General features: G+C 43.1%; 16 protein-coding genes and 1 riboswitch. Of the genes, 12 read left to right on the forward strand and 4 right to left on the reverse strand.

What is annotated here, in order from left to right; translation table 11 throughout:
* The first annotated feature begins 1117 nt into the window (after positions 1–1117).
* The 5 genes from dnaK to B5D48_RS09270 all read left to right on the forward strand — a co-directional run bounded on the left by dnaK (position 1118) and on the right by B5D48_RS09270 (position 7999).
* Complete coding sequence (dnaK, locus tag B5D48_RS07885; RefSeq protein ID WP_023938048.1) at positions 1118–3022, forward strand: molecular chaperone DnaK; 1905 nt, start codon at positions 1118–1120, stop codon at positions 3020–3022.
* Between the two features lie 404 nt (positions 3023–3426).
* On the forward strand, positions 3427–3633 hold the full coding sequence (locus B5D48_RS07890; protein ID WP_023938046.1) for a helix-turn-helix domain-containing protein: 207 nt from the start codon (positions 3427–3429) through the stop codon (positions 3631–3633).
* Positions 3634–3644: 11 nt separating this feature from the next.
* Positions 3645–4538, forward strand: coding sequence for a protein adenylyltransferase Fic (gene fic / locus B5D48_RS07895; protein ID WP_023938045.1), 894 nt, complete (start codon positions 3645–3647; stop codon positions 4536–4538).
* A gap of 53 nt (positions 4539–4591) precedes the next feature.
* Entirely contained in the window at positions 4592–7756 is a 3165-nt protein-coding gene (locus B5D48_RS07900) for a hypothetical protein (RefSeq protein ID WP_234985415.1), read from the forward strand.
* A 51-nt stretch (positions 7757–7807) separates the two neighbouring features.
* On the forward strand, positions 7808–7999 hold the full coding sequence (locus B5D48_RS09270) for a hypothetical protein (protein ID WP_023938043.1): 192 nt from the start codon (positions 7808–7810) through the stop codon (positions 7997–7999).
* Positions 8000–8379: 380 nt separating this feature from the next.
* Here the strand turns inward: B5D48_RS09270 and B5D48_RS07905 are convergent, their stop codons facing one another.
* Positions 8380–9570, reverse strand: a complete 1191-nt coding sequence (locus B5D48_RS07905; RefSeq protein WP_023937979.1) for a hypothetical protein — start codon at positions 9568–9570, stop codon at positions 8380–8382.
* 407 nt (positions 9571–9977) lie between these two features.
* Here B5D48_RS07905 and B5D48_RS07910 point away from each other — a divergent pair, with 407 nt between their 5' ends.
* The 4 genes from B5D48_RS07910 to B5D48_RS07925 all read left to right on the forward strand — a co-directional run bounded on the left by B5D48_RS07910 (position 9978) and on the right by B5D48_RS07925 (position 18376).
* Complete coding sequence (locus B5D48_RS07910) at positions 9978–13439, forward strand: ADP-ribosyltransferase-containing protein (RefSeq protein ID WP_023937980.1); 3462 nt, start codon at positions 9978–9980, stop codon at positions 13437–13439.
* Positions 13440–13448: 9 nt separating this feature from the next.
* Positions 13449–15392 carry a hypothetical protein gene (locus B5D48_RS07915; protein WP_023937981.1) on the forward strand — a complete coding sequence of 648 codons (1944 nt, stop codon included), beginning with the start codon at positions 13449–13451 and terminating at the stop codon, positions 15390–15392.
* 46 nt (positions 15393–15438) lie between these two features.
* Positions 15439–15651 carry a hypothetical protein gene (locus tag B5D48_RS07920; protein ID WP_023937982.1) on the forward strand — a complete coding sequence of 71 codons (213 nt, stop codon included), beginning with the start codon at positions 15439–15441 and terminating at the stop codon, positions 15649–15651.
* A gap of 154 nt (positions 15652–15805) precedes the next feature.
* A riboswitch (TPP riboswitch) is annotated at positions 15806–15925 on the forward strand.
* Positions 15926–16123: 198 nt separating this feature from the next.
* Positions 16124–18376, forward strand: coding sequence for a TonB-dependent receptor (locus tag B5D48_RS07925; protein ID WP_042120393.1), 2253 nt, complete (start codon positions 16124–16126; stop codon positions 18374–18376).
* Positions 18377–18489: 113 nt separating this feature from the next.
* On the opposite strand, the gene ahpC is transcribed toward B5D48_RS07925, so the two are convergent.
* From ahpC to B5D48_RS07940, 3 genes are all read right to left on the reverse strand, one after another.
* A complete protein-coding gene (gene ahpC / locus B5D48_RS07930; protein WP_023937986.1) occupies positions 18490–19053 on the reverse strand; it encodes an alkyl hydroperoxide reductase subunit C in 564 nt (187 codons plus the stop codon).
* Positions 19054–19753: 700 nt separating this feature from the next.
* The gene (locus B5D48_RS07935; RefSeq protein WP_023937989.1) at positions 19754–21394 is read right to left on the reverse strand and encodes a M56 family metallopeptidase; all 1641 of its coding nucleotides are present in this window, start codon (positions 21392–21394) and stop codon (positions 19754–19756) included.
* A 27-nt stretch (positions 21395–21421) separates the two neighbouring features.
* Positions 21422–21787 carry a BlaI/MecI/CopY family transcriptional regulator gene (locus B5D48_RS07940; protein WP_036887289.1) on the reverse strand — a complete coding sequence of 122 codons (366 nt, stop codon included), beginning with the start codon at positions 21785–21787 and terminating at the stop codon, positions 21422–21424.
* Positions 21788–22043: 256 nt separating this feature from the next.
* Here B5D48_RS07940 and B5D48_RS07945 point away from each other — a divergent pair, with 256 nt between their 5' ends.
* The 3 genes from B5D48_RS07945 to B5D48_RS07955 all read left to right on the forward strand — a co-directional run bounded on the left by B5D48_RS07945 (position 22044) and on the right by B5D48_RS07955 (position 25304).
* On the forward strand, positions 22044–22550 hold the full coding sequence (locus B5D48_RS07945; RefSeq protein ID WP_023937991.1) for a flavodoxin: 507 nt from the start codon (positions 22044–22046) through the stop codon (positions 22548–22550).
* Between the two features lie 99 nt (positions 22551–22649).
* Entirely contained in the window at positions 22650–23027 is a 378-nt protein-coding gene (locus B5D48_RS07950) for a DUF2023 family protein (RefSeq protein ID WP_023937992.1), read from the forward strand.
* 627 nt (positions 23028–23654) lie between these two features.
* Positions 23655–25304: a TapA/TapC family T9SS-dependent outer membrane protein gene (locus B5D48_RS07955; RefSeq protein WP_023937993.1), complete on the forward strand. Its 1650-nt coding sequence runs from the start codon at positions 23655–23657 to the stop codon at positions 25302–25304.
* The last annotated feature ends 619 nt before the right edge of the window (positions 25305–25923 follow it).

Here is a 25923-nt window from a genome sequence, read left to right on the forward strand (position 1 = left end):
GTAAGAAATGCTTCCACCGGCTTTTCTTTTTGTTTGATTTCTCGATTGGGGACCATGGCGTGATCCCTTTTTCTCTACTGTTGATCTGATATATTTTGTAAAAATCCATCTGCGGAAAAAGTCAGGAAAATAGAGAGAAAAGGGACTGTTGCAGACAACCGAATATTCCTCCCTTTATATGCTTTCTATTGCCTCTCCGAAATGCCGATGAATAGGGCGTTCTGGGAGGGCCGATTTTTTCTCCTGAGAAAAATTTTTTTCTCTCCTGTGTTAGTGAAAATTCTCTCAGGAGAAAAATTTCATTCTCTCCCGTGTTAGTAAAAAACGGCTCCCATAGACATCAAAAAAGAGAGGGAAAATACACTCAAAATGCCTCCAATTTGAGCTGAAAAATGCTCTTTTGAAATAAAACTAATAGAACTTAAATAAACAGAAATATTCATTCTAAGGAGGAGGGAATTATCTGAATCTCTGAGTTGTGTAATGCCCCCTGTTGTGTGATATCCCCCCCCCTCAAGCTTTCATCTATGGCAAGCTTGTTTCTATGGCATTATCTTTGACTTTGGATTTGTCTCCATGTGCTGCTATCCTCCATTCTTCTTTTGGGTACCCTTGTATTTCCCTGCATCGGCCCCAGGAGGATTTGCCATAAAAACGAGGCAGGCCGGTCCTCACGGATCAGCCTGCCCCAATTAATTGCGATCGATTTATCACTTCATAATGGCTTTGCGCCACAACAAGCGCAGTGTTTTTTTACTCACTCAATTACAATAGCAAAAGTAGAGGCAGAGGTAGGTGATCACAATACCTATTTGATAGTAAACAAGAAACTTACACTACCTAAGAGAGGTGGAATTTGTCAAAAGACCTTACTTCTGTTCTCTTTTTCGATGTAAAGCGGAGATTTGTAACAAGAACCATTGAGGAAAGAACACTTCTCTTGGCTTGTCTTTTGAGCGTTTCTTCTCCTTGCCAAGTTGTCAGTTCGTTTTTCTCCCTGTGATATTTGGCACGCATCTTGCGAAAGAGCTAAGTGAAAGCCGCGATCCGACTTGGAAACCGAGACTTTCAAACATAGGAATAGAAAAATAAATCAGAATAAAAAGAATAACAGATTATGGGAAAAATCATTGGAATTGACTTGGGTACGACAAACTCTTGCGTATCCGTTCTCGAGGGTAACGAACCCATCGTGATAACCAATAGTGAAGGAAAGCGCACAACACCCTCTATTGTTGCATTTGTAGATGGTGGCGAACGCAAAGTGGGCGATCCGGCCAAGCGTCAGGCTATTACCAATCCGCAAAAAACGATCTTCTCTATCAAACGTTTCATGGGGGAGACTTTCGATCAGGTGAGTCGCGAGATAGATCGAGTTCCTTTTAAGGTTGTAAAGGGGGAGAACAATACTCCTCGTGTAGACATTGATGGTCGCCTTTATACTCCTCAGGAAATATCCGCTATGGTGCTGCAGAAGATGAAAAAAACTGCAGAGGACTATTTGGGACAAGAAGTGACCGAAGCCGTGATCACCGTGCCGGCTTACTTCAACGATGCTCAGCGTCAGGCTACCAAAGAAGCTGGAGAGATCGCAGGGCTTACCGTGAGACGTATCGTGAATGAGCCTACTGCTGCTTCTCTTGCCTATGGGTTGGACAAGTCGGATAAGGATATGAAAATTGCCGTCTTCGACCTTGGTGGCGGTACGTTCGACATCTCTATCCTGGAGTTGGGAGATGGAGTTTTTGAAGTGAAGTCTACCAATGGAGATACACACTTGGGTGGTGATGACTTTGACCACGTGATTATCGATTGGCTGGCCGAGGAGTTCAAGTCGCAGGAAGGAATTGACCTGCGTGAAGATCCTATGGCACTGCAGCGTCTCAAGGAAGCTGCTGAAAAAGCTAAGATAGAGTTGTCTTCTTCGACAAGTACGGAGATCAATCTGCCCTATATCATGCCGGTGAACGGGATTCCTAAGCACTTGGTGACTTCGCTCAGCCGTGCTAAGTTTGAGCAGTTGGCAGACAAGCTCATCAATGCTTGTGTAGCTCCATGCCAGCAGGCTCTTAAGGATGCAGGTCTTTCTCCTAACGAAATAAACGAAGTGATTTTGGTTGGAGGTTCGACACGTATCCCGGCTATTCAGGACAAGGTGCAGCAGATTTTCGGTAAGGCTCCCAGCAAGGGTGTAAATCCGGACGAAGTGGTAGCTGTAGGTGCTGCTATCCAGGGTGGGGTACTTACGGGCGAAGTGAAGGATGTGCTTTTGCTTGATGTGACACCTCTTTCGCTCGGTATTGAAACGATGGGTGGCGTAATGACCAGACTTATCGATGCTAATACGACTATCCCGACCAAGAAAAGCGAAGTCTTCTCTACGGCTGCGGACAACCAGCCCTCTGTTGAGATCCATGTGTTGCAGGGAGAGCGTTCGTTGGCTCGTGACAACAAGAGCATTGGCCGATTCAATCTCGATGGAATTACCCCGGCTCCACGTGGGGTACCTCAGATCGAAGTGACTTTTGATATCGATGCTAATGGTATTCTCAATGTTACGGCTTTGGACAAGGCTACCGGCAAAAAGCAGGATATTCGTATCGAAGCCTCCAGTGGTCTCTCCGATGATGAGATCAAGCGTATGAAAGAGGAGGCTTTGGCAAATGCAGAAGCCGACAAGAAAGAGAAAGAGCGCATTGATAAGATCAATCAGGCCGACTCGATGATCTTCCAGACGGAGAAGCAGCTCAAAGACTTGGGCGATAAGTTGCCGGCTGACAAAAAGGCTCCCATAGAGGCTGCTCTTGAGAAGCTCAAATCAGCTCACAAGGCGCAGGATTTGGATGCTATCGACGCCGCGATGAAGGAGCTGAACGAGCATTTTCATGCAGCAAGCGAGGAGATGTACAAGAATACCGGAGCACAGGGCGGTCCTCAACCGGATCCGAATGCCGCAAATAACGCTGGTGGCTCCGACAAGCAGCCCGACGTCACGGACGTCGACTTCGAAGAGGTCAAATAATCCGGACTGATAAACGAACAACAGAGGGTGTGCCGAAATACTATTTTGGCACACCCTCTGTTGTTTTTCTTTGTAGCCGGATTTAAGGACAAGGGGGGGTGCCAAAAGTGATTTTGACTTGCCTTCCTTTGTTGTCATTTATTGGATTTTCCTCCTATTATCTCCTCTGTTGTTCTTTTGTTTTTACATTCGTGCTATAAGTTATCATAGCTTTTGTTTATACAGTACAGGGTTAGAGGATGTTTTAAGCTATTCTTTGCACTGTTTTATCAGTAAAAAGCTCCAGTGATTGGACTGTCTTGGAGGGGAGGCTTTGTGAAGGAATGGAAAGGAGATCATCTTATTCCCTTTTTCTATGCCATTTCATTTCATATCTTTGCGCTATCAAAAGAACATTGAACGCGATGGATAAACCCATGAATCGAATCAAAGAAGTGCTTGAGGAGAAAGGTATTAAGCAAACATGGCTTGCCGAAAAACTCGGCAAGAGTTTCAGTATTGTCAATGCCTATGTCTGCAACCGCCGTCAACCAAGCCTAGAAACCCTCTTCCAAATTGCGGAGATTTTACAGGTTAACCCTAAGGAGTTGATTAAAGCCCTAGATGAGTAACGATTTTCATTATGGCAGAGTATAAAGAACAACATAAGAAATCAATCCGTTTCTTCAACGACCGTGAAGTAAGGGCTGTATGGGACGAGGAACAAAACTGTTGGTGGTTTTCTGCAACAGACATCGTTCGTGCCATCAATAATGAGCCTGACTATACAAAGGCGGGTAATTACTGGCGATGGTTGAAAAGGAAATTGAAGCAAGAAGGTGTTGAACTCGTGAGTGCTACTCACGGCTTCAAATTTGAAGCTCCTGATGGGAAACTACGTGTGGCCGATGTCCTCAATAGTGAGGGCGTTGTATTGTTGGCAAAGAACTATCCCACTAACCGAGCTAATGACTTTCTTAACTGGTTTACATATAGCGATAATACTATTGATGGACAGAGCAAGAAGAAAGCCTATCAACTCTTTGAAAGTGGTATTTTGCAAACGGCAGAGCCAGGGAGTCTAAAATGTCTGCAACAGATACATGCTTATCTCTTCGGAGGGCTATATGAGTTTGCCGGACAAATCAGAACTAAAAATATATCCAAAGGTGGCTTTACGTTTGCTAATTGTATGTACTTTCCCGATACGCTGCAAACAATAGAACGAATGCCCGAAAACACTTTTGATGAAATCTTGGACAAATATGTAGAAATGAACGTGGCACATCCTTTTATGGAGGGTAATGGTCGTAGCACTCGCATTTGGCTCGACCTTATGCTGAAGCGTTCTCTCAAACGGTGTGTGGATTGGAGCCGGATAGACAAAAACGAATATCTGGCTGCCATGCGCGAGAGTGTATCTGATAGCACATATATAAAGGCTTTACTAAAGCCAGCACTCACAACCAAGATTAATGACAGAGAAATGTTTATGAAAGGTATTGATTATTCGTACTATTATGAACAAAATGATTGAAGCATCAAATTGAATCGATAACACACTTTAAAAGGAAAATGAGGAGTACTATAATGAAATATAAATTCTATCATAACTTGAAAGGGGATAAGATGCTTAAGTATCTCTCTTATTTGTCTGTGTTGCAAGAAAATTCCAGTTTCTGCTATAGATTAGAAATGGCCTTGGTCGAAGCATATTTGCAGTGGAGACGAGGAAAGTATGGCTGGTTCCACATTGATAGAATTCTTGAGTATGGCAATCCTCAGTTTGAAGATCCTCAGGAGAGATTATTCGTTGAAACTGTAAATACTCCGATTGGTTCTTACAAGGTATTCTCTGCATTCTATTTGACTCATAAGTATCTTCTCAGCCAATTATTGTTTTTGGCTCATAAGGAAAAGATAGATCGATGTAAGTTGGCAATTGTCTATGCAATATTGGAAATATCCAATGAAATAGCAGACAGATTCGACTATGGTCGTAATGTTTGTGGTAAATACGATGCAGAATCAGTTTATACCTCAAACTACAAGGAATATGGCAAATGTGAGTCATATAACTGTTTTAGTAAAGCTGCGGTAAACTCCATCTTGGCAAAATATCGAGTTGAGGAAAAGTATCTGCAACCATTGTTGTTATGCATGAAAAGGAAAGAGTACGAAAAAGAATTATCTCGATTAGGCCATAGCGATATGTTTGAGTTGCATCCGTTCTTAAAACTTGATAATGGAGAATTTTTGGTTTTGTTTCCGGCTAATCTCTTAAGGCTAGCCTACAGACTATGTTATGGTACTCTTGTAAAGGAACTGGGAGAGAAAACGTTCCTCTCGTTAATCGAAAAAGAGATGATCCAAGAATCTGGATTTCTCTTGCAAGGTGGTTATGGATTATTTATTGAACAGAAGATTTATCAGGACACTTCTTTTCTGTGGTTTCAATTTGATGAAGATAAGATTGCCAATGTCACAATTGTTTTAGCAGATAAGAAAGCAAATCTGGAGCAAGCAGTTAAAGACTCAGAGACTGCTATAAAACAAGCATTCCCAACCAAAAACATATTCACGTTTTTAGTTACTCAAGTGATGACAGAGGAAATTCAGTTTATGCCCTTCAGTCGTGTCGTGACTCATTTCTCGTTAGAGGAACTGAAGATTGTAATGGGTCAGGATGGAATGAATCTGCTGAATCTATACTATTATGATCAAGACAGGAGGACTCAAGATTTTCCGCCTACAGTCCAAGAGATTGATATATTTGCATACTATATATCTAACCATAACACATTCTATAGGGATGAAATGCCAGATATCATGTTCGTGGAAATAGGTTACGCTCTATCAATGCGGGAGAAATATTTGTGCGGTCAGGATGAGCATATGGTACAATGTCCACTGCAAAGTAGCTATGTCATGGTCAAACACTATGCCGACATACCCAAGCAGATACCTATCTACGCCCCATACATGATGGTGAAGGGACTTCTTATGCTTGAGTTTCAAAACTATAATTTATGGATTCATATAGTATGCAAAGAGGAGCATAGCATATTTGGTAGAGAGGCCACCATCGCCTTGATGAATTGGTTGTTTGCTATTGAGAAGAAACGATGGGTAGATGCCATTAACCAAAATCTTCATGTAGAATTATACATTATTACGGGTAGTGTCTATAAGCGGAAAAAGGAAAATGACAATACTATGGTGTTTTGTGTGCCAGAAGAAATAATGAGTTTGGATACAACTACTTTGGAGAGAGAGTTAGTAGGCAAATTCCTCAAAGCAATTAAAGATTGTGGATTCTCTTCGAACGAGTCATTATTTGATGCTGGTACGCAATTGTTTGATTCTGCACCAGGTAGATTTATTCAGGTTGGCGAGAATGAAGATATAACTATTATTGACGAGAAGGATGGTGTTGACTCTTGCTATTATGTCAATTCCAGATATTGTGACAAGGTCCTTTCCGAGATTGCTGATTTCCTGAATATTAAAGGTTCAGAACAGACTTTCGATTTTGAGAAATCGAAGGAGGTCATGATTCGGGTATCTGATTATATCCTTGCAGAAGTAAAAAAAATATTGACGGAGATGGATACCAAACTACTTCTTACAAGTCTGCTTGAGCTTCATCACGCCATGATTTATTGGTCGAAGCTTACTCAACGAAGGTATGAGTCATTAAGCAAGGCATATTCCTTTTTAGATGCGACATTTGATAGTCAGTTTGATTATGTTAATGAATATTCGGAGATGAATACGTTGACACAAGGTTTGGTTGAAACCATTGTTCTGAGAGGTATTCATAATACTGGAGGAAAGCCTGGATTAGAGAAGCTGGATCGTCTGTTTGCCCTTATGCACTTTAGCTTGAATATAGGTGTATATATGGATCAATTAGGAGAGAAGATAAAAGGTTCTGAATTGACAATCCTAAAAAATGGCAGACTGGTGATTCCAAGACCTGTGATTGATAAACTAAATGCCTATTTTCGCAAGCTAAGAGAGTTATCAATGAATAATCCAGATTTGTACATAAGATTGCATAATCTGATGCCAATTTCTTCCATTGACACAAATGATGAAACATTTGTAAGGGCTTATAAAGCGCAATTCGGCATCTCATTTGAAACGTATTGTAAGATACTAATGGCATCCATTGATTATGCCAGCTATAATAAGAAACCAGTAATGGAGTTACCAGAGAAGGAGTTCTTTGAGAAAGTATGTGTCGGCATATTTGATGAAGAAGAGGCGAAAGTGTTCATGGCGAACTTTGTCCTTACGAAAGATCTCAATAATAGTGATCTTAAGTTTAGTGACAAGTGGGTTCAGAGGTTTAATCGTCCTGTGCAAATTACAGCAAGACCTTGGATACTCTTTGAGGGCAATATCTATTATTCAACTAAGACATTATATGAGAGTTGGATGATTCGAGTAGAACGATTGAATAATGGAACTGTGGTTAATACGACCCCAGAAATGCAGGCTCTTGTATCTAAGGTAAATAATAAGAAAGGCCATGAGTTTACTCTAAATATAAAGAGATTATACGAAATTTTATCCCTTAATAACTTATATGTTGATGCAGAGGTCGAAATTATGCCAGGTAAGCCTCTCAATGCCTCCAAACAACTTGGAGACATTGATGTTCTCCTTGTAAATAAAAAAACAAAGCAGATTATTTGTATAGAGGCAAAAAATTTCTCGGAGAGTAGAACAGCATACGAATTGATATAGCAGAACCGAAAAATTGAGACAAAAGAACTTCCCCATGTCATTGAAAGAGATGTGTGGTGTAAGGATAATATTGATAAGTTTAAGTTCTATGTTCCTGAAGTCGATGCCGAATACTCTGTTAAGACGATATTCTTGACATATCATGAGAATGCTTATAAATACTTCGACCATGAGCAAGAAAATGACATCACATTCCTTTCTGCAGTAGAGATTGTTGAAAATCCTATGAACGTATTTGTATGAAAGGAATATATTTGTACCAAAGTAATTTGCAAGGCTGAAAAAATCTCAGTACCTCTACAACCAAGAATGGCAATACAGAACAAACGATAGATATTATCAACAGGATGAGAGCATGGATAGCTCTCGATGATTATTGATTCCTGTTATTCAGGATGCTTATGGTGTTCCTTATTTGTACCAAATCCATTGTAAGTTATTGACAATCAGCGGTAATTGTTTTTGAAGAAGTGAAATAGATGAGGAATGAATAGAAAAGCGGCCGCAGAGTGATTTGATCACGCTGCGGCCGCTTTGTCTATGATGTCCGTTGCCTATTTTGGGAGGACACTGACTTTTCGCAGATAAGCTCTCCTAAGGCGTCCCGATTTGGTTCTAATTCCTTACAAAGAGCTTACAGCCTGAGAACTTTCGCTTATCCTCAAATTCTTATTCGCATCTGATTTATTTTCAATAACCGGGCTGGAGTATCCCTTGGCTCTCATTCCCTTACTTTCTTCGTACATATCATTGCTCTTGAATATATTTATGGCAAGAATATCGTTGGGACTTATGTCATCGAATTGTATTTTTCTGGCGACAAGGACTACCTTTTTCTTCTTATTTATGAAAAAGTCTCCATCTGGACATTCTTCGAGCCACTCACAGCCATTTTTCTTGCATAAATCATAGAATTCTCGTGTGGGTATGGTCTTCTTCCGAATATCATCAACATAGTAACCCAAAGATGGATGTTTGTAAAAAAAGACAATTTCGCAACACAGGCCTAATTTGTCAGGAGCCGTATCTTCTTCCCAGTCAAAGAAGTATCCTCTGTGAGTCATGGGTGCCTCTTCTGCCTTGAGAGAGAAAATAGCATATTTCACTTTTCCCTTGTGCTTTCCACTCTCCTCTTCTATGGTTGCTTTGAGTGTATTACCCAAATTTTTCTCAGCACCCTTGATTCTGCCAAACGAGAAGAATCTGTCCTCTAGAACAATATCGTATTCCTCGCTTGGTAATTTGGGGATTGTGGGCAATGCCGAAGGCTGTTTCCCATACTGATCAAACATGATTTTCATCGTACCTCCTCCTTCTTTTTTATAATGCATTGTAAACAGTGCATCTTTCTCTCTGGCAAGTGCTGAATATCTTTGGGCTAATATGTGATCGTCATTGAATCCTTGTTTGCTGATCAGTGCGAGGCAATTTAATAGGGTCGATTTTTTTGATGGGAATTGCATGATGACTTTCAGAAGGACTCCGGTCTTGGGATGAATCTGGTAGTGTACTTGCCGAATATCCATCTCTCTGTACTCGAATTTGTAAAGGATATAGTTTTTTCCCTCGTCTGGATTTGGTGCAAGTTTCTCCACCAGAGATCCGCTTCTGCTTTTCTCAACTTCGGTAACTTTATCCATATCCGGCTTATTCATGAGCACTGGCATGAAAACCCGGCCCTCGGTCACCGGGGTATAGGGGTCAATCACTATTGGATCATCGGGCTTGTTCGGTTCATCCGACTTTTTGCAGGCAATTGTTCCCAGAGTGAAGATCAGTAACCATCCGAAGAGTTTAATAATCTTAGCGTTCATGTCGTTAATCTTTTTGTTAGTTTTTTCTTTTTCTACTTCACCCCCTATGCTACCAGCAAGGGATGTATGTTTATCTCTCTACATACGTTGCTTCCCAAATGTACTCTTTAATCATCAAAAAAGCCAACATGTCATTTTAATATTCCCTATTTTCCCGATAAGGCTTTCCTCGGGAGGAAAGTTTATTTTCCACCTTTGGAAAGTTTGTTTTCCACCTTTGGAAAGTAGCTGCCATGTCATGGAAAGCTTTTGCTCGATACGCTCATTAAAGTTGGAAGGGAGTATTCTAAAAAGCGAAATACTTCGGACGAAGAGTGTAAATTCAATATTTATTCGAAGAAAAAGCTTCTGCCACAGCTCGTTCTATTCCGGAGAGGGCATCCGAAACAATCAAATCAATCTTTTTTATGCCTTGCTCCCGAAGTACTAAGTACGCCGGTAATAAAGATTGGTTCGGAGATTGGGAGAAGAAAGCGAGGATTGAGAAGCTGAAGGTCTCGAAGCCTATTGAGCTGACGGGCGAGGAGTATGAGGGTAAGTATGAGCTAAACAATAAGTCCGCTCAATCCTACATCATTGATGAGCTCAGAGGGGATTATACCAATTCAGATACAGGTGATAAGATCCGCATTAGTAGAAAGGGTGCTGAGAAGGTTACACGACATGATGCAGAAAATCACCTGCATCTTAAATCAATAGTCGCTATCCCTCAAATGATAGAGCAAGCCACTTTCATTACGGAGGAAGCCAACGAAAAGCAGAAGAATAGGTTTGTAAGCTATCGTTATTATGTTGTAGGTCTAAATATCGGTGGTATAGATTATACGGCAAAACTCGTTGTAGGTGTAGCTAACAATGGCGAAACATACTATGACCACGCCCTCACGGAAATAGAAAAGGGACGCTTGCTTGAAAGTATTGACCCGATAAAGCGCGAGTTTGCTAACAAGGAAGTATCCCTATCTGAGTACAAAGATAAGCGGTTGGTTTCTATTCTGCAAAATGATTCGTCCAGAGTCGTAGACGAGAACGGAGAACCATTGGTGGTGTATCACGGGACAAACGTTGAGTTTACAGAGTTTAGGATGTCGCCTGATGGGGCATTAGGCAAGGGTGCTTACTTCGCATCCAGTGAAGAAGTGGCCAGAGGATATGGTAGAGGTGGGCGTACTATCCCTGCTTTCTTATCATTGAGATCCCCTCTAATTGCTAGTGGCCCGTTAAGTCCTAAAGAAAAAGAAGAGGTATCTCATGGAAAGTATGATGGAGTATTTGCTACTGGCCTTGGGTTCTATGTCGCCTTTGAGCCCACCCAAATCAAGAGCGCAACAGACAACGTAGGTTCATTTGACGTAGAAAACCCCGATATACGTTTCCGCATTGGAGAGCGCAGGAAGGCTGACATGAAGGCTGGCTTGCTCAATAAGCTGACCAACGCTACAGATGAGCAGGTAGAACGTACTATCAACGAGATAGAGAAGCTTGGAGAAAGCTTCAAAGAAGGAGGAAACCCCAAGTTAGAAAAGGTGGCTTTCCACTGGGCAAAGAAAGGAACTATCATACTTCCCGAAGATAACGACAAGATTATCCAAGCGGTTAGACTGGCGGAGAATGCCAAGGTAGACCCCATGAAGTATGATCGGCCTATGGAGATAATCAATAAGTACAATACAGATGTAGAATATGGGAACCCCATAAATCCAGATGATATACCGGCGTTTACCAACAAGCGAGAGATAGGCAAGTCTGGCGTTTTTGTTTATGATGTAGAGGAGTCCGATGCCGGACAAAAAGCTGTGTGCAAAGTGGCTCATGCGCAATTCGGATATAGCCGTAAAGATGAAATGAGCAGACAACCATGGTGTCTTGCGAGTTTTACGAGGACTGGAGAGCCGACACAGAGTGCTAAGGGTTTTTGGTTCAATACGTGCAATAGTGTAGGTAAAAAGATAGCTATTCCAGACGGATTGCACAAGTTTGAAGGTGGAGATGTACGTAGACTATATCAGCTTGGCGATTATTCATTCCATGGAGAAGATATATCTGACGAGATAAATGACGAAGAGCTGGAGGGAGTATCTGAGATCGAAGAAATACAGTCTGACAATATACTTGCGAAGGATGTTAGCCTTGAAGAGGCAATAGAGCTCCTTAATCGCATTGATATTGAAGTTGCAGATGGCACAAATGTTGCATTTGATAGTTCAACAAATGACATTCGTTTCCGTCTCCAAGAAGAGAACGACAAGTTTAATAAGGAGTTGGAACGTTATGCGAAAGGGGAGCTTGGCAGCAATGAGTACATATCCATAGGTAAACCATTTGGTGTGTTGGCTTTGTTTATGCCTGACGATCAAATTATTCTTCGCCAGAAAGTACTTTCAAAATCGCTAAAAAAACATGGATTGAATATCTCCTCGATAAGAGATCTCCCAAAAGCAATTTCTAAACCTGTCTTCATATTCAGAAGTAAACGTGGTTCTTTGAGTATCCTAACAGAGCTAACATCTCCTGAAGGGAAGAGTATATTTGTGGCAATAGGCCTTGGTGCGAAAAAGCAATTAGGACACGAATTTTTAGAGGTGAACGATGTACTTACAATACATGGGCGAGAAGAGGAAAATGTGATACTACCTATTATAGAGAATAATAGTCTCATCTGGGTAGATAAAGAAAAAGGACAACGTTGGCTGTCCTCAGCGAAATCAAATTCGCAGGCAATCGCCAACGATGCCCTTTCCTCTGCCACAAAGATAATCAAAGAGTTCGAGAACCCAACAAGTATGGATATAAGGCTGAGGGCCAATAGAGAAGAGACAGCTTATGATATGGCTTTCGGTAGGTCTGTCAAGGAGAGCATGGTGAAGCAAGTAGCGAAGAAGTTCAGCGTACCTATGTCCACCAAGGTTGTATCAAGGCTTGACCTGCCCGAGGAGCAGCAAAAGAAGTCTGTTATCTATGATAATGGGACCTTGTCAATCGTTGCAGAAAACATAAAGGATGGTGACATAGAACTGGCTACATTAAACGAGGTGTTACCTAAACAGGGTCTTTCGGCCTTGGTGGACAGCAACGTACAAGAAGATATTCTAACGGTTCTCGGGAAAGCCTCTGGGGCGTTTATGGGCAATGCGAGCCAAGAATCTGTAAGGAGCTACATATCAGACTTACACACCCAATCGGTCAGCCCAGATATGATAGGGGCAATGGCAGATGTGATGAGGGGAATGCTGGATGCAGCTGGGTTCAATTCAAAATTGTCCGATCCAAATGCTGCATATATGTTGTACAAGGCGATAAGGGGAGATAAAAACGGTAGTACAGCAGCGGAGGACATAGTTTCTAAAATGCAAGAAGCCAATGTAAGGAAAGTCCTTTCTGATTATGATGAGGTCTTTAACAAAATGACCGATGAGCAGATCATGGATGAACTTAACCCAGAGCACAACGAAGATCTGCGGACAAGAATAGAGAACGCACAGCGCAGGATAAATGCAGTGAATGCAATGTTCAGATATGAATCTGACAATACCGGTCGCTCCATGGCCGAAACCATGCACCAAATATACTCCAAGAGGGGTATTGAGTGGCGAAGAAAATGGGTAGATGAAACTGTTGTTTTTGATCAGTACCAAAAAGAAATAGAGAAGCTCACCGGGAAAAAGGTCCCCGACTTCGCTAATCTGCATGAGATATACAACCAGTCGTCCTCTATAGCAACGGCAACAATAGACAGGTTAGAAAAACATTACTACAAACCGGCCATAGAACAAGCTCGCAAGGTTAAAGAGTTGCTTGGGTTTAACGATAGGCAGCTACACGACTATATGATAGCCAAGCACGCACCAGAGAGAAATGCCAAGATGTGACAAGATATAATGGAGGAGAAAGGCATATCCTACGAGGAGACCGGTGTAGAAGGATCTATAGAGGAGGAAGCTGGAGAGGAGGATCCGAGTGGTGATATTATCATAGGGGATAAGGTCTCCTATATAGACCAAGATGGAAACATGCAAGAAGGTGTTGTTCAGTCTCAGAATGGAGCTGAATATATCGGGGTGTCAGACGAGCAGGGAAACATCACACCTGTTCATGTAGACAACGTGAGGCCGATAGAGGAGATTGCACAAGAAACGTCTCCACAAGGTCTACAAGATGTTTATGGAAACGAAGCACAGGAGGAGGCTCAGCCACAAGAGACGGCTGTTCCCGTGTCTGTCGATACGCATAGCGAGCAAGATGTAGTTGATGACATACTTTCTCAATCACAAGGAGACATAGAAATAGCCATTGAAGCAGCTAAATTTGAACTCGACCAATCAAAAAAAGAGGTAAAAAAGCTGTCTAAAAAAGTGCCACCAGAAGCGAAAACAAGCAGAGAAGCGTTCATCAAGCACAAGTTGCAACAAAAAGCTGTAATAGAAGAGGCTAATGAACGTTTGCAGAAGATGCAGCGAGTGATAGACCTATTGGAACAGCGATGGGAAGATGGGTCAAATAATACAACTAAAGGGCTTTCGCAGGAGGTTGCCGAATTGGATACTCCAAATATAGTACAGGAGATTCAAGAGAATGAAACTAAATCCATACAAGAAAATCTTTCTGAGCAAGATACTGCGAAAACCCCTTCAGGAGAATCGCAAAACGAGGTAATACCAGAAGATCAAATCAATAAAAGTTCAACCCATGTAATAAGTGAAGACAATGGAAGACAAGACGATGGAATATATGACCCAGCTTTGGAGAGCGATAGCAATAGTGAACTCACAGAGCAATTGTCAAGAGAAAAAACAACGGCTCAACAGCTACAAGAAATTCCAGAAGTTCAAGAGGGAAAACAACAGATACCCGATGTTCAGCGAAATAGTTCAAGTCCTAAAGGAGGAGAGCAAGCAATAGCGAATAAACAAAGAGATGCTATCAACGTGGAGAGTCAGTCTGAGGTAGAAGTGGCGTCTAACGATAACACCACATCAGACTCATCATTCACAGATGGTGGTGCAGCAGAAGAAAGGGGTGCAAAGAGTTCTACCGAAGTAGATGTTATCACCAATCAAATAAGCAAGGAAAAGGAGAAAAGGCAGAAGAGATACACAAAGCTTATAGATCAGCTCAATAAGAATGGCTTGGCGGTAGAGGTGATTGATTCACAAGAAGCTTATGACGAGAAACTCCAGGAAGTATCCGAAGCTAATGGCTCTCTATTCAAAGACCTCAAGGGTAGAGTTTATGGCTTTACAGCAAATGGTAAGGTGTATATTGATCCCTCTAAAATGGATTTGAATACTCCTATCCATGAGTTCATGCACTTGTGGTATACGGCGATGAAGAGCAAAGACCCTGAACTCGTGAAGAAGGGGATGGGTCTTGTCAAGCGAACAAAGTACTACCGAGAAGTTAAGAATAATTCAGCGTATAAAGGCCTTACGGAGGAGCTATTGTTAGACGAAGCCCTTGCGCACGCATTAGGAGAGATCGGGTCTAAAAAGATAGAAAAGAAGGGTGTCACACGAACCAAATTCGGCTTGTGGGTAAAGGAGTTCTTTGACAAGCTTAAAGAGTTATTCGGGGAAAAGTCGGATATGGATATGTACGACTTTGCAGATATGGTACTTTCCGACTTGCTGAGTGGTAAGTCTATAAGCTCGTCCAAAGAGAGTGGCACCCGATTTAGGCTTTCAGAAGAGCAAGAGCAAATCAAACAAAAGGCTCAAGCTAATGGCTCTTTTATGGAGGCTCCTAATGGAGAGCCAAGTAAATTGAATGAACATCAGTGGACACAAGTTCGTACAACGGCTTTCAAAGATTGGTTTGGAGATTGAGACAGGGAGAAGAAGGCTAACTTTGAAGCACTAAAACAAAGGATAAATGGAAGAAAGCAACAACAGTCAGTCGCATACTCAGATGAGTTTAGAAGAGTACAAGAAAGCAGTCTTGGATTGTCTGAACGAGAGATATTCGCATTCCATCGAGGAGAACCGAAAATTAGTGATGGAGGAATCCGAAGACTACTTAATGTATTTGAGAGACAACTACACTCCCAACGTAGCAGCAGTGGGAATGCACTCAAATCTCTTGTAGACAAGAAGGGAAACCAATTCAGCATTATCGAGGATATAAATGGGCTGCTGTTCCATGATATATTCGAGATTGTAAGGAACTATCTTAAAAACGGAGAACTTGTAGACCTACACGATATAAAACTATACCTTTGCAAAGTCACCAATCGAATTAGCGATGGAGATAGGGGTGCTTGGTTGCGCTTTGCTCTTGTGGCAAACCAATCCGGCTGAGATGAAACCCTTAGCGACCTGATCCGGGTAATGCCGGCGTAGGAAATCATCTGAGAAGTCTTTGAGCCGAGAGGCTGCGGACATTGCTAAGAGATACATTCTAATTATTCCCCCTTTATTTCTTTCGTCACTCTATTGGTCTATCGTGATAAGAGATGCCCTTTGGTCGATCTTTTGTTGCGAGGCGAATGGTCTTGCCTGGCAAGTCCTTTCGGAAGCTGATGCTGATAATGGAATACAAAACCAATAAGTGTTTGAATATGAAACAGTCTAAATTTTTGCGTCCGTCTCTACTCTCTTTGGGGCTGGCGTTGGGAGTATCTGCTTCGGCACAGAGTGTGCCCGATAGCAGTCGTATCGTGCAGCTCGAAGAAGTGCAGGTAGTAGCTGGTAGAGCCGGCTATCGGACTCCGGTGAGTTTCTCCGAAATGAAAAAGAGTGAGCTCAAGCGTTCGGCTTATGGGCAGGATATGCCCTATCTGCTGTCTCTATTGCCAGGGGTCGTTGCTACAAGTGACGCCGGTACAGGATTAGGGTACACTTCTCTGAAAGTAAGAGGTAGCGATGCTTCACGTATCAATATCACCACCAATGGGGTGCCACTCAACGACTCGGAGAGCCAAGGTGTTTTTTGGGTGAATATGCCGGACTTCTCCTCTTCGCTGCGAGATGTGCAGGTGCAGCGTGGTTTGGGAACTTCCTCCAATGGGGCTGCAGCTTTTGGTGCAACAATCAATATGCGCACCGAGCAATATGGATTGACCCCATACGCACAGGTCGATCTGTCGGGTGGGGCTTTCGGTACTTTCCGTCGCTCGGCTTCGATTGGTTCAGGAGCTTTGAGTAATGGTTGGGCTTTCGATGCCAGAATCTCGAAGATCACTTCGGATGGCTTTGTTAAGCGTGCAGATGTAGATCTCAATTCTTACTTCTTCCAATCGGCTTATCATCACAATGGAACTTTGCTCAAATTGATCACTTTCGGCGGAAAAGAGAAAACCGGTATCGCCTGGAATGGTATTGACCCAAACAAGATGGATAAGCTGGGGCGTGACTACAACTCGGCCGGATTTATGTACAAAGATGCCGAAGGCAAAGAGCATTTCTACCACAATACGGATAACTACAATCAGCGTCATTATCAGGCTATCCTCTCTCAGCAATTGGGTGATCGCTGGTCGCTCAATGCTACTCTGCACGCCACAAGAGGTTTGGGCTACACCGATGAATACCGCACCGGCAGAAAGCTCAAAGAGTATGCTTTGAAACCTTTTGAATTAGAGGGAAATAAAATCAAAAAGACCGATCTCATCCGTCAGAAGCATCTCGACAACTGGTTCTATGGCCTTATTACTTCGGCTCAGTACCGTGCCGAGAGTTATGACCTGACATTCGGGGCTTCGGCCAATGCTTACGATGGCAAGCACTTTGGCTACATCAACTGGATCAAGCAGTATTCCTCTCCTTTGGAGCCCGAATATCGCTACTACGACAATAAGAGTGACAAGAAGGAGGCTTCGGCCTTTGCCAAGATCAACTGGCAACCTGTTTCTGGGCTAAACCTCTTTGCTGACTTGCAATATAGAGGTATCCGCTACAAGATGGAGGGGGTAGATGACAAGTATAGCGATACTGACAAGCGTATGGCTACCTTGGATATTGAGCAGTCATTTAACTTCTTCAATCCCAAGGCCGGAGTTTCTTACTCCTTGGTAGACGGTCATGTTGTTTACGCTTCTGTAGCTATGGGTCATCGAGAGCCTAACCGAAAAGCCTATACCGATGCTGGTAGCAAGGGTTTCCCGACAGAGGAGAAAATGATCGACTACGAGTTGGGTTATCGCTGGCAGCTGCCCTCTTTTGCTGCGGCCGTCAATTTCTACTACATGGATTACAAAGATCAGTTGGTGCTCGATGGTCGTTTCAGTGATGTAGGGGAGTTGCTTTTCAGCAATGTACCGAACAGCTACAGAATGGGAGTCGAACTGTCGGCCGGTTGGGAGCCATGCGAATACTTCACATGGAATATAGCTGCTGCATTTAGTCGCAACAAGATAGATAAGTACACTCAGACTTTTGCTGTCTATGGCCCCGGAGATGATGACTTTGAACTTCGCACGGAGGAAATGAAGAATACCGATATCTCTTATTCACCGTCGGTTGTCCTCTCTAATCTCTTTACGACTCGCTACAAGGGGCTGGAGCTTGGTTTGCAAACCCAATATGTAGGCAAACAGTATCTCGATAATACGATGAATGAAGATCGCTCTCTCAAGGCTTATTGTGTATCGGCTCTGCGCTTAGGCTATCGCCTACCTGTGTCTTGGGTAGAGGATTTCTCTTTAGGATTGACTGTAAACAACCTCTTTAATACAGAGTACAGCAGCAATGCCTATGTCTATGATACTGGCTATGTCAAAGGCGAAGACGGCAAGCTCACAGCTTACAACGATTTACGCGTATTCCCTCAAGCTCCTATCCACTTGATGGGGAGCGTTTCGATACGCTTCTGAGATCGTTTTTTGAGAGGTTAGCTGAGAAGCCTAATATGTGGGCAAAAGAAACGGGGGCGCGTTGCAAATAAAGCAACACGCCCCTGTTCTGTAAAGTGTTTTCAATATTAGGTTTAGATTTTCCCTACCAAATCAATTCCCGGTTTGAGGGTTGCTGCCCCTCTTGTCCAGCGAGCTGGACACACTTCGTCTCCATGAGCTGCTACGAATTGCAAGGCTTCGACACGGCGAAGCAGTTCGTCTGCATTGCGACCGATATTGCCAGCTACTACTTCGTAAGCCACAATCTCTCCCTGCGGATTTACTACGAAAGTTCCACGTTCGGATACACCTGCTTTTTCGATATACACATCAAAACCTCTGCTCAGCACGTGGGTAGGGTCGCCCAGCATGGGGTATTTGACACGTTTGATCGTTTCTGAAGCATCTTGCCAAGCCTTGTGCGTAAAGTGAGTATCGCAAGACACGGCATAAATCTCGCAGCCCAATTTCTTAAATTCGTCGTATTTGTCGGCCAGGTCTTCCAATTCTGTCGGGCAAACGAAGGTAAAATCAGCGGGGTAGAAGAAGAATACACTCCACCTACCCATTATATCTTTCTTGCTTATGGGGAAGAATTCACCGTTGGCGTAGGCCTGTACTTCAAAATCAATAATCTGTTTTCCTATTTGAGACATTACTCTTGCTGTGTTAATTATCTATCAACTATTCTATGAAATTCTCTGCTGCAAAGGTTGAGAGATAAGCCATTCGGCACAACAGCCTTTTTCTATGGTTGTATTTATAATCTCTATTGGTAGAGTCTTTATGGCTCGTTCCCTTGCTGGAATAGAGGTTGTTATAAGCCATTTCAGATGCTTTGAATTTGCCGCTTAGTGGTAATCATACTCCTTTTTCTCCTCTTTTCGGATTTTGAATTCGTATCTCTGTCCATCCTTGTTACTCTTCTTTTGATATCTATTCTGATTGCTCTAAGTTGGTTTTCCGCAGTAGATCTGCGAGGTTATTACCTTTTGTGCATCTCCTTTCTGAGAGATATCTCTATTTGCTCAATTTTATTCTCTCTTGGATTGTAAACAAAGAGAAGCATGGATTAAAGTTGATAGGCTTGTAGTGTGACTGAAAAATGAGACCGGAGGGAGCAAAAATTATCTCCTGAGAGAATTTCTGCTAACACAGGAGCTAGCGTTTGCTCTCACAGGAGATAATTCCGACTCTCTCAAAACTTCCTATTCACAGAGGTTTTGAGAGGAGAAGAAGAGATTGGTGAAAAGCTCTTTCTTGTTGATGTTTTAACCTTTTTTTGGAGAGGGAGAATCTCCCCCTTCTGTTGAAAAGGATCTTTCCCTTATAAAAGGGGCAATAGCCAATTGCAGTCTACATACGGAAGAGTACAGGCAGAGTGAAGCGTACCCGAACAGGTTCCCCTTTATTTTTTCCCGGTATCCATGCCGGCATTTCGGAAACGACTCTCTCGGCTTCTTTGTCGATCAGCGGATCGACTCCCTGCAAAACCTTGATGTTGGACAGCTTCCCGTCTTTCTCTACAATGAACTGGATCAAGACCCGCCCTTGGATATTGCGCTCTGCTGCCTCTTTGGGGTAGTGCATATTTGCAGCCATATACTGCATCATAGCTGATGGGCCACCGGGAAAAGAGGCCGGTTCGTCAACTACTTCGTAGTAAGTGTCCGAGGCTTGCTCTTCCGATGTATTGACCGATGATGCCAAAGGAGAGGCATTGTCCTTTTTCTCTCCATTTAATTTGAAGCGAATCGGGATAACGAGTTGGCTTGGTACATTCTTTTTCCCCTTCTTTGCCGGTTCCCAGCGGGGCATCATGTTTACGACACGCAAAGCCTCCTTGTCGAGAAGAGGGTTGGTCCCTTTGACTATTTCGGAGAGAAAGATCTCGCCATTTGCATTCAATTTGATTTGTACGTGCGTAACTCCTTCTATGTTTTTCTTTATGGCCTCTTCGGGATATTGGATGTGAGAAGTTAGGAAACGCATCATGGCTATTTGTCCTCCGGGGAATTGAGGTGGCTGCTCTTCTCCTTTTTGAGGATTTGCAGTAGCTGCATCCTGTTGCCATATCTCTTCTTTACCTTGTCGTTTGGCTGAGTCCGAATCTTCTTTGCCATGCACGGATGAGGCTCCAAGTAGTGCTATTAACATTACTGGCAAAGCTATCAGATAGCTCCACTTGGATCGCTGTGGTGAGCTGTGTTTGTTCATCATTACAATTCTTCTTTTTAGGTGATTACTATTGAATGTATTGCATAGAGGCACAGAGGCGCCAACTGTGGCCAATTGCAAAAGTTCATATTGGTAGGAATGGATTTCTTTTTCTCCTTCTGTGGCCGACCGGTCTGCCAAAAACTCCAGGTTGCAGCGCAGTTCACGTCGGATCCACCAAGCGGCGGGGTTCCACCATTGCTGTAGCAGGAGCAGGCTCTGCAAGAGTAAGTCGGCAGAATGTAACCCTCGTACATGCGCACATTCGTGCTTGAAAATATGTATCATGGCTCCTGTCTTTTGCAGTTTTTCCGGGAGATAAATTCTTCCGAAGAAACTGAATGGCTTGACTTCTCCGGGTAAGAGACGAACTCGCTTACTTCCATAGCTGGGATGCGATTGTCGGTGCATTCGTAACAGGGTTATAACAGCCGGTACTCGATAGAGAAGTAAAAAGGCCACACCCGATAACCATAGAATTGTGAGCAGTTGGTCAAGAGAGAGAGTCGGAGACTTTGCTGCTGTAATGGCTTCTGCCGAAATCATTTGCAGTTCTCCGATAGCAATTGCTCCGGAATTTAGATTATCCGAAGTTGGCCAGATGGCGATTTGTGGAAGGTAAGGAGCGAAAAATGGTAACCCTATACTTAGCAGGATACCGGCCAGATAGTAGCCTCTTCTCAGGCCGTGGTGAGTGTTCTCTCCGCAGATTAACCGACCGCAAAGGGCAAAAAGTAGCAGGATGAAGCCGGATAATATATGGTATAGCAGAGTCGTCATGGCTGATTGGTCTTGTGAATAGTGATTTTACTTTTTCCCTTCCTCGATCAGGTCGATCAGCTCTTGCAGTTCCTTAGGGCTTAGATATTCCTCTTGAGCAAATTGTTGCACCAGATTGCTGTAGCTCCCTTGAAAATAGTTCTGTACGAGCCTGCGGATGGAGGCTTTCATGTATTGATTGCGACTGATAAGCACCTTGTATTCTCTGGTTTTCCCATTGAGGACGGAAGACAGATAGCCCTTGCTCTCTATGTTTTTCACGATAGAGGCCAAAGTGGTGTAGGGAGGTTGCGGTGTCGGTAACTTCCACAGAACGTCCCGTACAGTGAATGGTTCTTTCACAGACCATACAAGTCGCATAATTTCTTCTTCTTGTTCGGTTAGTTGTATCATATCGTTTTGTTTTTTTCTGTTTGTCAAATCCTCCTTCATGCGGAGGACTCTAATGCTCTGCTACAAATCTACGAAACTTTCGTAGATTGGCAAGCCGAGACTTCCACCAAAGAAAAAGGGACTGTTTGTGCCTTTATTTCCGGATACCTATTCAATAGGCAGAAGGAGAATCGAATGACTATATATAGGTATGGCGCAAGTACATACGATCCGATACTTTTGCCATTGAGTAATCAAAACACTAAAAAAACAGGATATGAAATCTATTGGAATTTATTACGGTTCGTCTACGGACACTACTGCAGACATCGCCAATCGTATCGCAGGAAGCTTGGGCGTAGCTCAGAGTGAAGTACACAATGTGGCTGATGCTGATCCGGCTTCGGTAGCCAAATATGAAGTTCTTTTGCTGGGTAGCTCTACGTGGGGTGCCGGTGATTTGCAGGATGATTGGGAAGACTTCCTCCCTAAGCTCAAAGCACAAGATCTCTCCGGAAAGGTAGTTGGTCTTTTTGGTTGCGGTGATGCTTCTTGCTATGGCGATACCTTCTGCGATGCTTTGGCTACAATCAAAGAAGGCTTGGCTGGCAGTGGTTGTACTTTTGCCGGCAATATGAGCAAAGACGGCTACAGCTTCGATGAGTCTCGTTCTGAAGAAGATGGCGAATTGATCGGCTGTCTCTTGGATGAAGCCAATGAATCCGATATGACAGATGAGCGTATCGATCGTTGGATTGCAGCTCTCAAACCTCAGCTCGGATAACCTCCGAATCGTAATAACCTATCTTCATACTTTCGACAAGGAGGCCGACCGATTTCTCATTTCTCGGCCGGCCTCCATTTATATAAATAGCTTCATCTTATGCGAGAATATAGTGTAGACTACAAAGTCTTTCTTCACCACGTGTATGAGTATCAGAAAGGTGTACGGCGTATGATATTATGTACACTCGCCATAGATGAATTGCACGAGGCGGAGGCTCGGCTCAGTCGCTTGTCTATACCGTACTTCAGTCAGGCTGTTCCCAAAGGGCATCGAGCAAATCTCTTTTTTGGCAGTAGTGAGTGCCTCGAAGCTCTTAGTCTTTTCCTTGGCAATCGCCCGCTCAATACACTCAGTCCTGAAGAAGATTTTATCGTAGGGGCTATGCTGGGGTATGATATTTGTGGGCAGTGCCAGCGTTACTGCAAGCGCAAAAAGACTTCAATTGCCAGTACTTGTCAGGCTTCTGCTTGTTGAGCTGGAGCAGCTTTCCCTCTTTAGAATTTTTCTACCATCGATTTTGAAAGATCTGCGCTCCATCGTGCAGGTCTTTTTCTGTTTCTCTATTCTTCATTTTCCTTTTTTGTCTTCCATCTTCCATTTCCTCTCCTTTGTTTTTCTCTTCTCTCCTCTCCTTTACTCCATTCTCTGTTCTTTTTCTTTCTGTTGTTCGTTGTCTTGAGAGCTATGAATGCATTTCTATGAGTTTGTGATATTGGAACGAATAAAAAGGGTCGTAGGTTCGGTTCAAAAGGATTAATGCTTCGCCTTAAAAGGGTCTATCCCTAGCAACAAAAGGGTTAATGCTAAGAAAAGCGGTAGTAGCCCCTCCTACATCTCCTTATTTTTCAAAGGTCTCAATTAAGATAAATAAAATCATCCAACTGAAGAGGCCTCTTTTGTTTTGTATTTGTATTCTTTATAAATTTGCTCTCAGAGAAATGATTAAACTCTGAGATTATCGCTTTTGGGGAGAGTTCTTGGAAGGAGTGGTAACTACGTTTTTGAGAGCATTAGGGTGTTTGTGTTTAGGCACTCTTCAGCGTGTGGTGGTTTAGTGAGTATTGTAAAAAGGCTTATTGATATTACCAAAGAATAATTATTATGAGAACAACAATTTTACACAAATGGGTACTGGCAGCTTTTGCCCTTATAACCCTTTCTTCCCTTGCCCAAGCGCAAACGATGGGAGGAGGAGATGTCAAGGTATTTGACTACAAAAACAATCCAGCGATAAAGACGAAAATGACTGTGGCAGACAATGGATGGATTTATCTAATGGCTCACGGCAAACACGAATCGGGAGAGACCGAAGTGAGAGTGTTTCGCTCTAAGGATGATGGAGTTACCTTCCAAGAGATAAAGCATTGGACGCGCTCGAGTTATTGGTTCTTTCAAGATTTCGATATCATAGTAACAGGTAAGGACGAATCTGATATCCGGTTCTGGTCGGTAGAGCTTCTAAATGATCCCGCTGGGAATAGGAGTATTCTTAGTGTCTTTAAGCGCAATGCCAATTTAGAGAATGGCAATGCTGTTCGCATGTACGAAAAAGAGTTTACCAACACACAACTGTACGATGTGTCCATAGCCTCCAACTACCGTTCGCCCGCTCCCGACCTGACGGGGGGTGATCCTTTTGCTTTGGCTATCGCTTATACGGGCTTTAACAGCGCGGAGAATAAGAGTTTCGTGGGCTATCTCACATCTATGAAGGCGGGAAAGTCATTTGAACTTCACCATCCCATTTTTAGTCAAGACGGAAAGGAAAAAATAGGAAAAGTAGACCTCTCTTTGGGTAGTACCTCTTCTTCTATGGCGCACAATAATTGGCCCATAATGGGAGTCGTTTTCGAAATGAATAGAGTAGGAAACTCCAAGAGTGATATAGGGTTCCTATCCAACTTTGTCGACTATGATTCAGATTTTAGGTGGGCAGCCCCCATAAAAGTGAACACTTTCGGAGAGGCTAGAGGTCCAAAGATCCAAATGATGTTGGATAGTGAAAAAGATAATACCCTCGCTGGGAAAATCTGCCACAACTTTATGATTATGTACAATCATTATGATTCGGATGAGCGTGATTGGCAGATTCGGTACGTCTATCCCAAGCCTAATTTTAGATATAAAGAGGGAGTAACACCGACCATGGATGATTTGGAAGAGGCTCCGTTTGCAACTACCTCAAGCGATGAGTTTATTGGAGATCTATCGTATGACAAGAGTTATGGTCACTATCTGGTTACTTATGCCGACATTTTTGAATATGAAGACTCAGACGTGTGGAAATTAAATTACTGCTGGGTGCCCTACGATCTTCTCAACGATCTAAAAAAGTGGAGTGTAAGGTATGTATACAGAGATGATTTCAATACCCCGGTAACACCACCCCAGGTGGACATTCATCCCATCAAAAGAAAAGCTTGCTGGGCTTGGGGAGAATACCATACAGACAAGAGTGTCATTAGGGCAGACACAGAGTGGAGTACGATCACATCTGTGGAAGAAATCCTCCCACAAGGAGAGGGGGTAAAGCTCTGCACAAGTTCTACCGATGGATATATGATGCTCAAGTTGCCAATGGATGCTACGTGGAAGGCTTTTGTTTACGATATGCAGGGGCGTAAGGCAGCCGAAGTTTCTTTCGAAGGCGAAGCGTATAAACTCAACGTACAACACTTGCCCAAGGGTACCTACCTGCTCAAGGTTGCATCCGATACGGGACGATTTGTAGAGAAGTTTATCGTAGAGTAAATGCTATGCCATTCTCGGCTTAGTTGGAAGGAAGTGCTCCATGCAACTGCTCCCACTGGCTGAGTGGATAGTAACAGTATAACATTTTAACGAATAAGAGAGGCGGGGACTATGCCCTGTCTCTCTTTTCTTTACCCAAGGGTGCAAGCAAGGATTGCTCAAGTTCAAAGGATAGCGGTAAGTAGGGTGGTAGAAAACGTTTTATTGCTGTCCGCTAAACTTTAGAAGAGGGCAAAATAGTGCTTTCAATCCTAGTGAATAGGTTGTATTCCGTCTGATTTTGTTTGAGTAAGCCCCCCAACCAAAAAGATTTGGTTCTGGTGGGGCTTCTTTGGGTTCAAATATCGCCTCCCAATCGCTCTCAGGATGCTCAAACAAGCTATAAAGAGACCTTTGAAAAATAAGGAGATGTATGAAAGAGGCATTCTTCGGATAAAAGGAGGGAGGAATTTGGGAGGAAGCAAGGGATAAAATGGCTTGTAAATCACCCTTGCGGGGCTACAAGAACGATCTCCGCAAGGGTAGTCTTATCCTACACATGAGGACATAATTATCCCCGGTGTTCTGTATAGGTTAAAGGCGATGCTCTCAAGAATGTTTTGGGTATGGGTCTTTGCAA

The sequence above is a fragment of the Porphyromonas crevioricanis genome (assembly GCF_900167225.1).
GTDB lineage: Bacteria > Bacteroidota > Bacteroidia > Bacteroidales > Porphyromonadaceae > Porphyromonas > Porphyromonas crevioricanis.

Excerpts from the sequence above, each read along its gene's own strand:
- dnaK (WP_023938048.1), top strand. The coding sequence starts at position 1,118 with ATGGGAAAAATCATTGGAATTGACTTGGGTACGACAAACTCTTGCGTA.
- B5D48_RS07890 (WP_023938046.1), top strand. The coding sequence starts at position 3,427 with ATGGATAAACCCATGAATCGAATCAAAGAAGTGCTTGAGGAGAAAGGT.
- fic (WP_023938045.1), top strand. The coding sequence starts at position 3,645 with ATGGCAGAGTATAAAGAACAACATAAGAAATCAATCCGTTTCTTCAAC.
- B5D48_RS07900 (WP_234985415.1), top strand. The coding sequence starts at position 4,592 with ATGAAATATAAATTCTATCATAACTTGAAAGGGGATAAGATGCTTAAG.
- B5D48_RS07905 (WP_023937979.1), bottom strand. The coding sequence starts at position 9,570 with ATGAACGCTAAGATTATTAAACTCTTCGGATGGTTACTGATCTTCACT.
- B5D48_RS07910 (WP_023937980.1), top strand. The coding sequence starts at position 9,978 with ATGCCTTGCTCCCGAAGTACTAAGTACGCCGGTAATAAAGATTGGTTC.
- B5D48_RS07915 (WP_023937981.1), top strand. The coding sequence starts at position 13,449 with ATGGAGGAGAAAGGCATATCCTACGAGGAGACCGGTGTAGAAGGATCT.
- B5D48_RS07920 (WP_023937982.1), top strand. The coding sequence starts at position 15,439 with ATGGAAGAAAGCAACAACAGTCAGTCGCATACTCAGATGAGTTTAGAA.
- B5D48_RS07925 (WP_042120393.1), top strand. The coding sequence starts at position 16,124 with ATGAAACAGTCTAAATTTTTGCGTCCGTCTCTACTCTCTTTGGGGCTG.
- ahpC (WP_023937986.1), bottom strand. The coding sequence starts at position 19,053 with ATGTCTCAAATAGGAAAACAGATTATTGATTTTGAAGTACAGGCCTAC.
- B5D48_RS07935 (WP_023937989.1), bottom strand. The coding sequence starts at position 21,394 with ATGACGACTCTGCTATACCATATATTATCCGGCTTCATCCTGCTACTT.
- B5D48_RS07940 (WP_036887289.1), bottom strand. The coding sequence starts at position 21,787 with ATGATACAACTAACCGAACAAGAAGAAGAAATTATGCGACTTGTATGG.
- B5D48_RS07945 (WP_023937991.1), top strand. The coding sequence starts at position 22,044 with ATGAAATCTATTGGAATTTATTACGGTTCGTCTACGGACACTACTGCA.
- B5D48_RS07950 (WP_023937992.1), top strand. The coding sequence starts at position 22,650 with ATGCGAGAATATAGTGTAGACTACAAAGTCTTTCTTCACCACGTGTAT.
- B5D48_RS07955 (WP_023937993.1), top strand. The coding sequence starts at position 23,655 with ATGAGAACAACAATTTTACACAAATGGGTACTGGCAGCTTTTGCCCTT.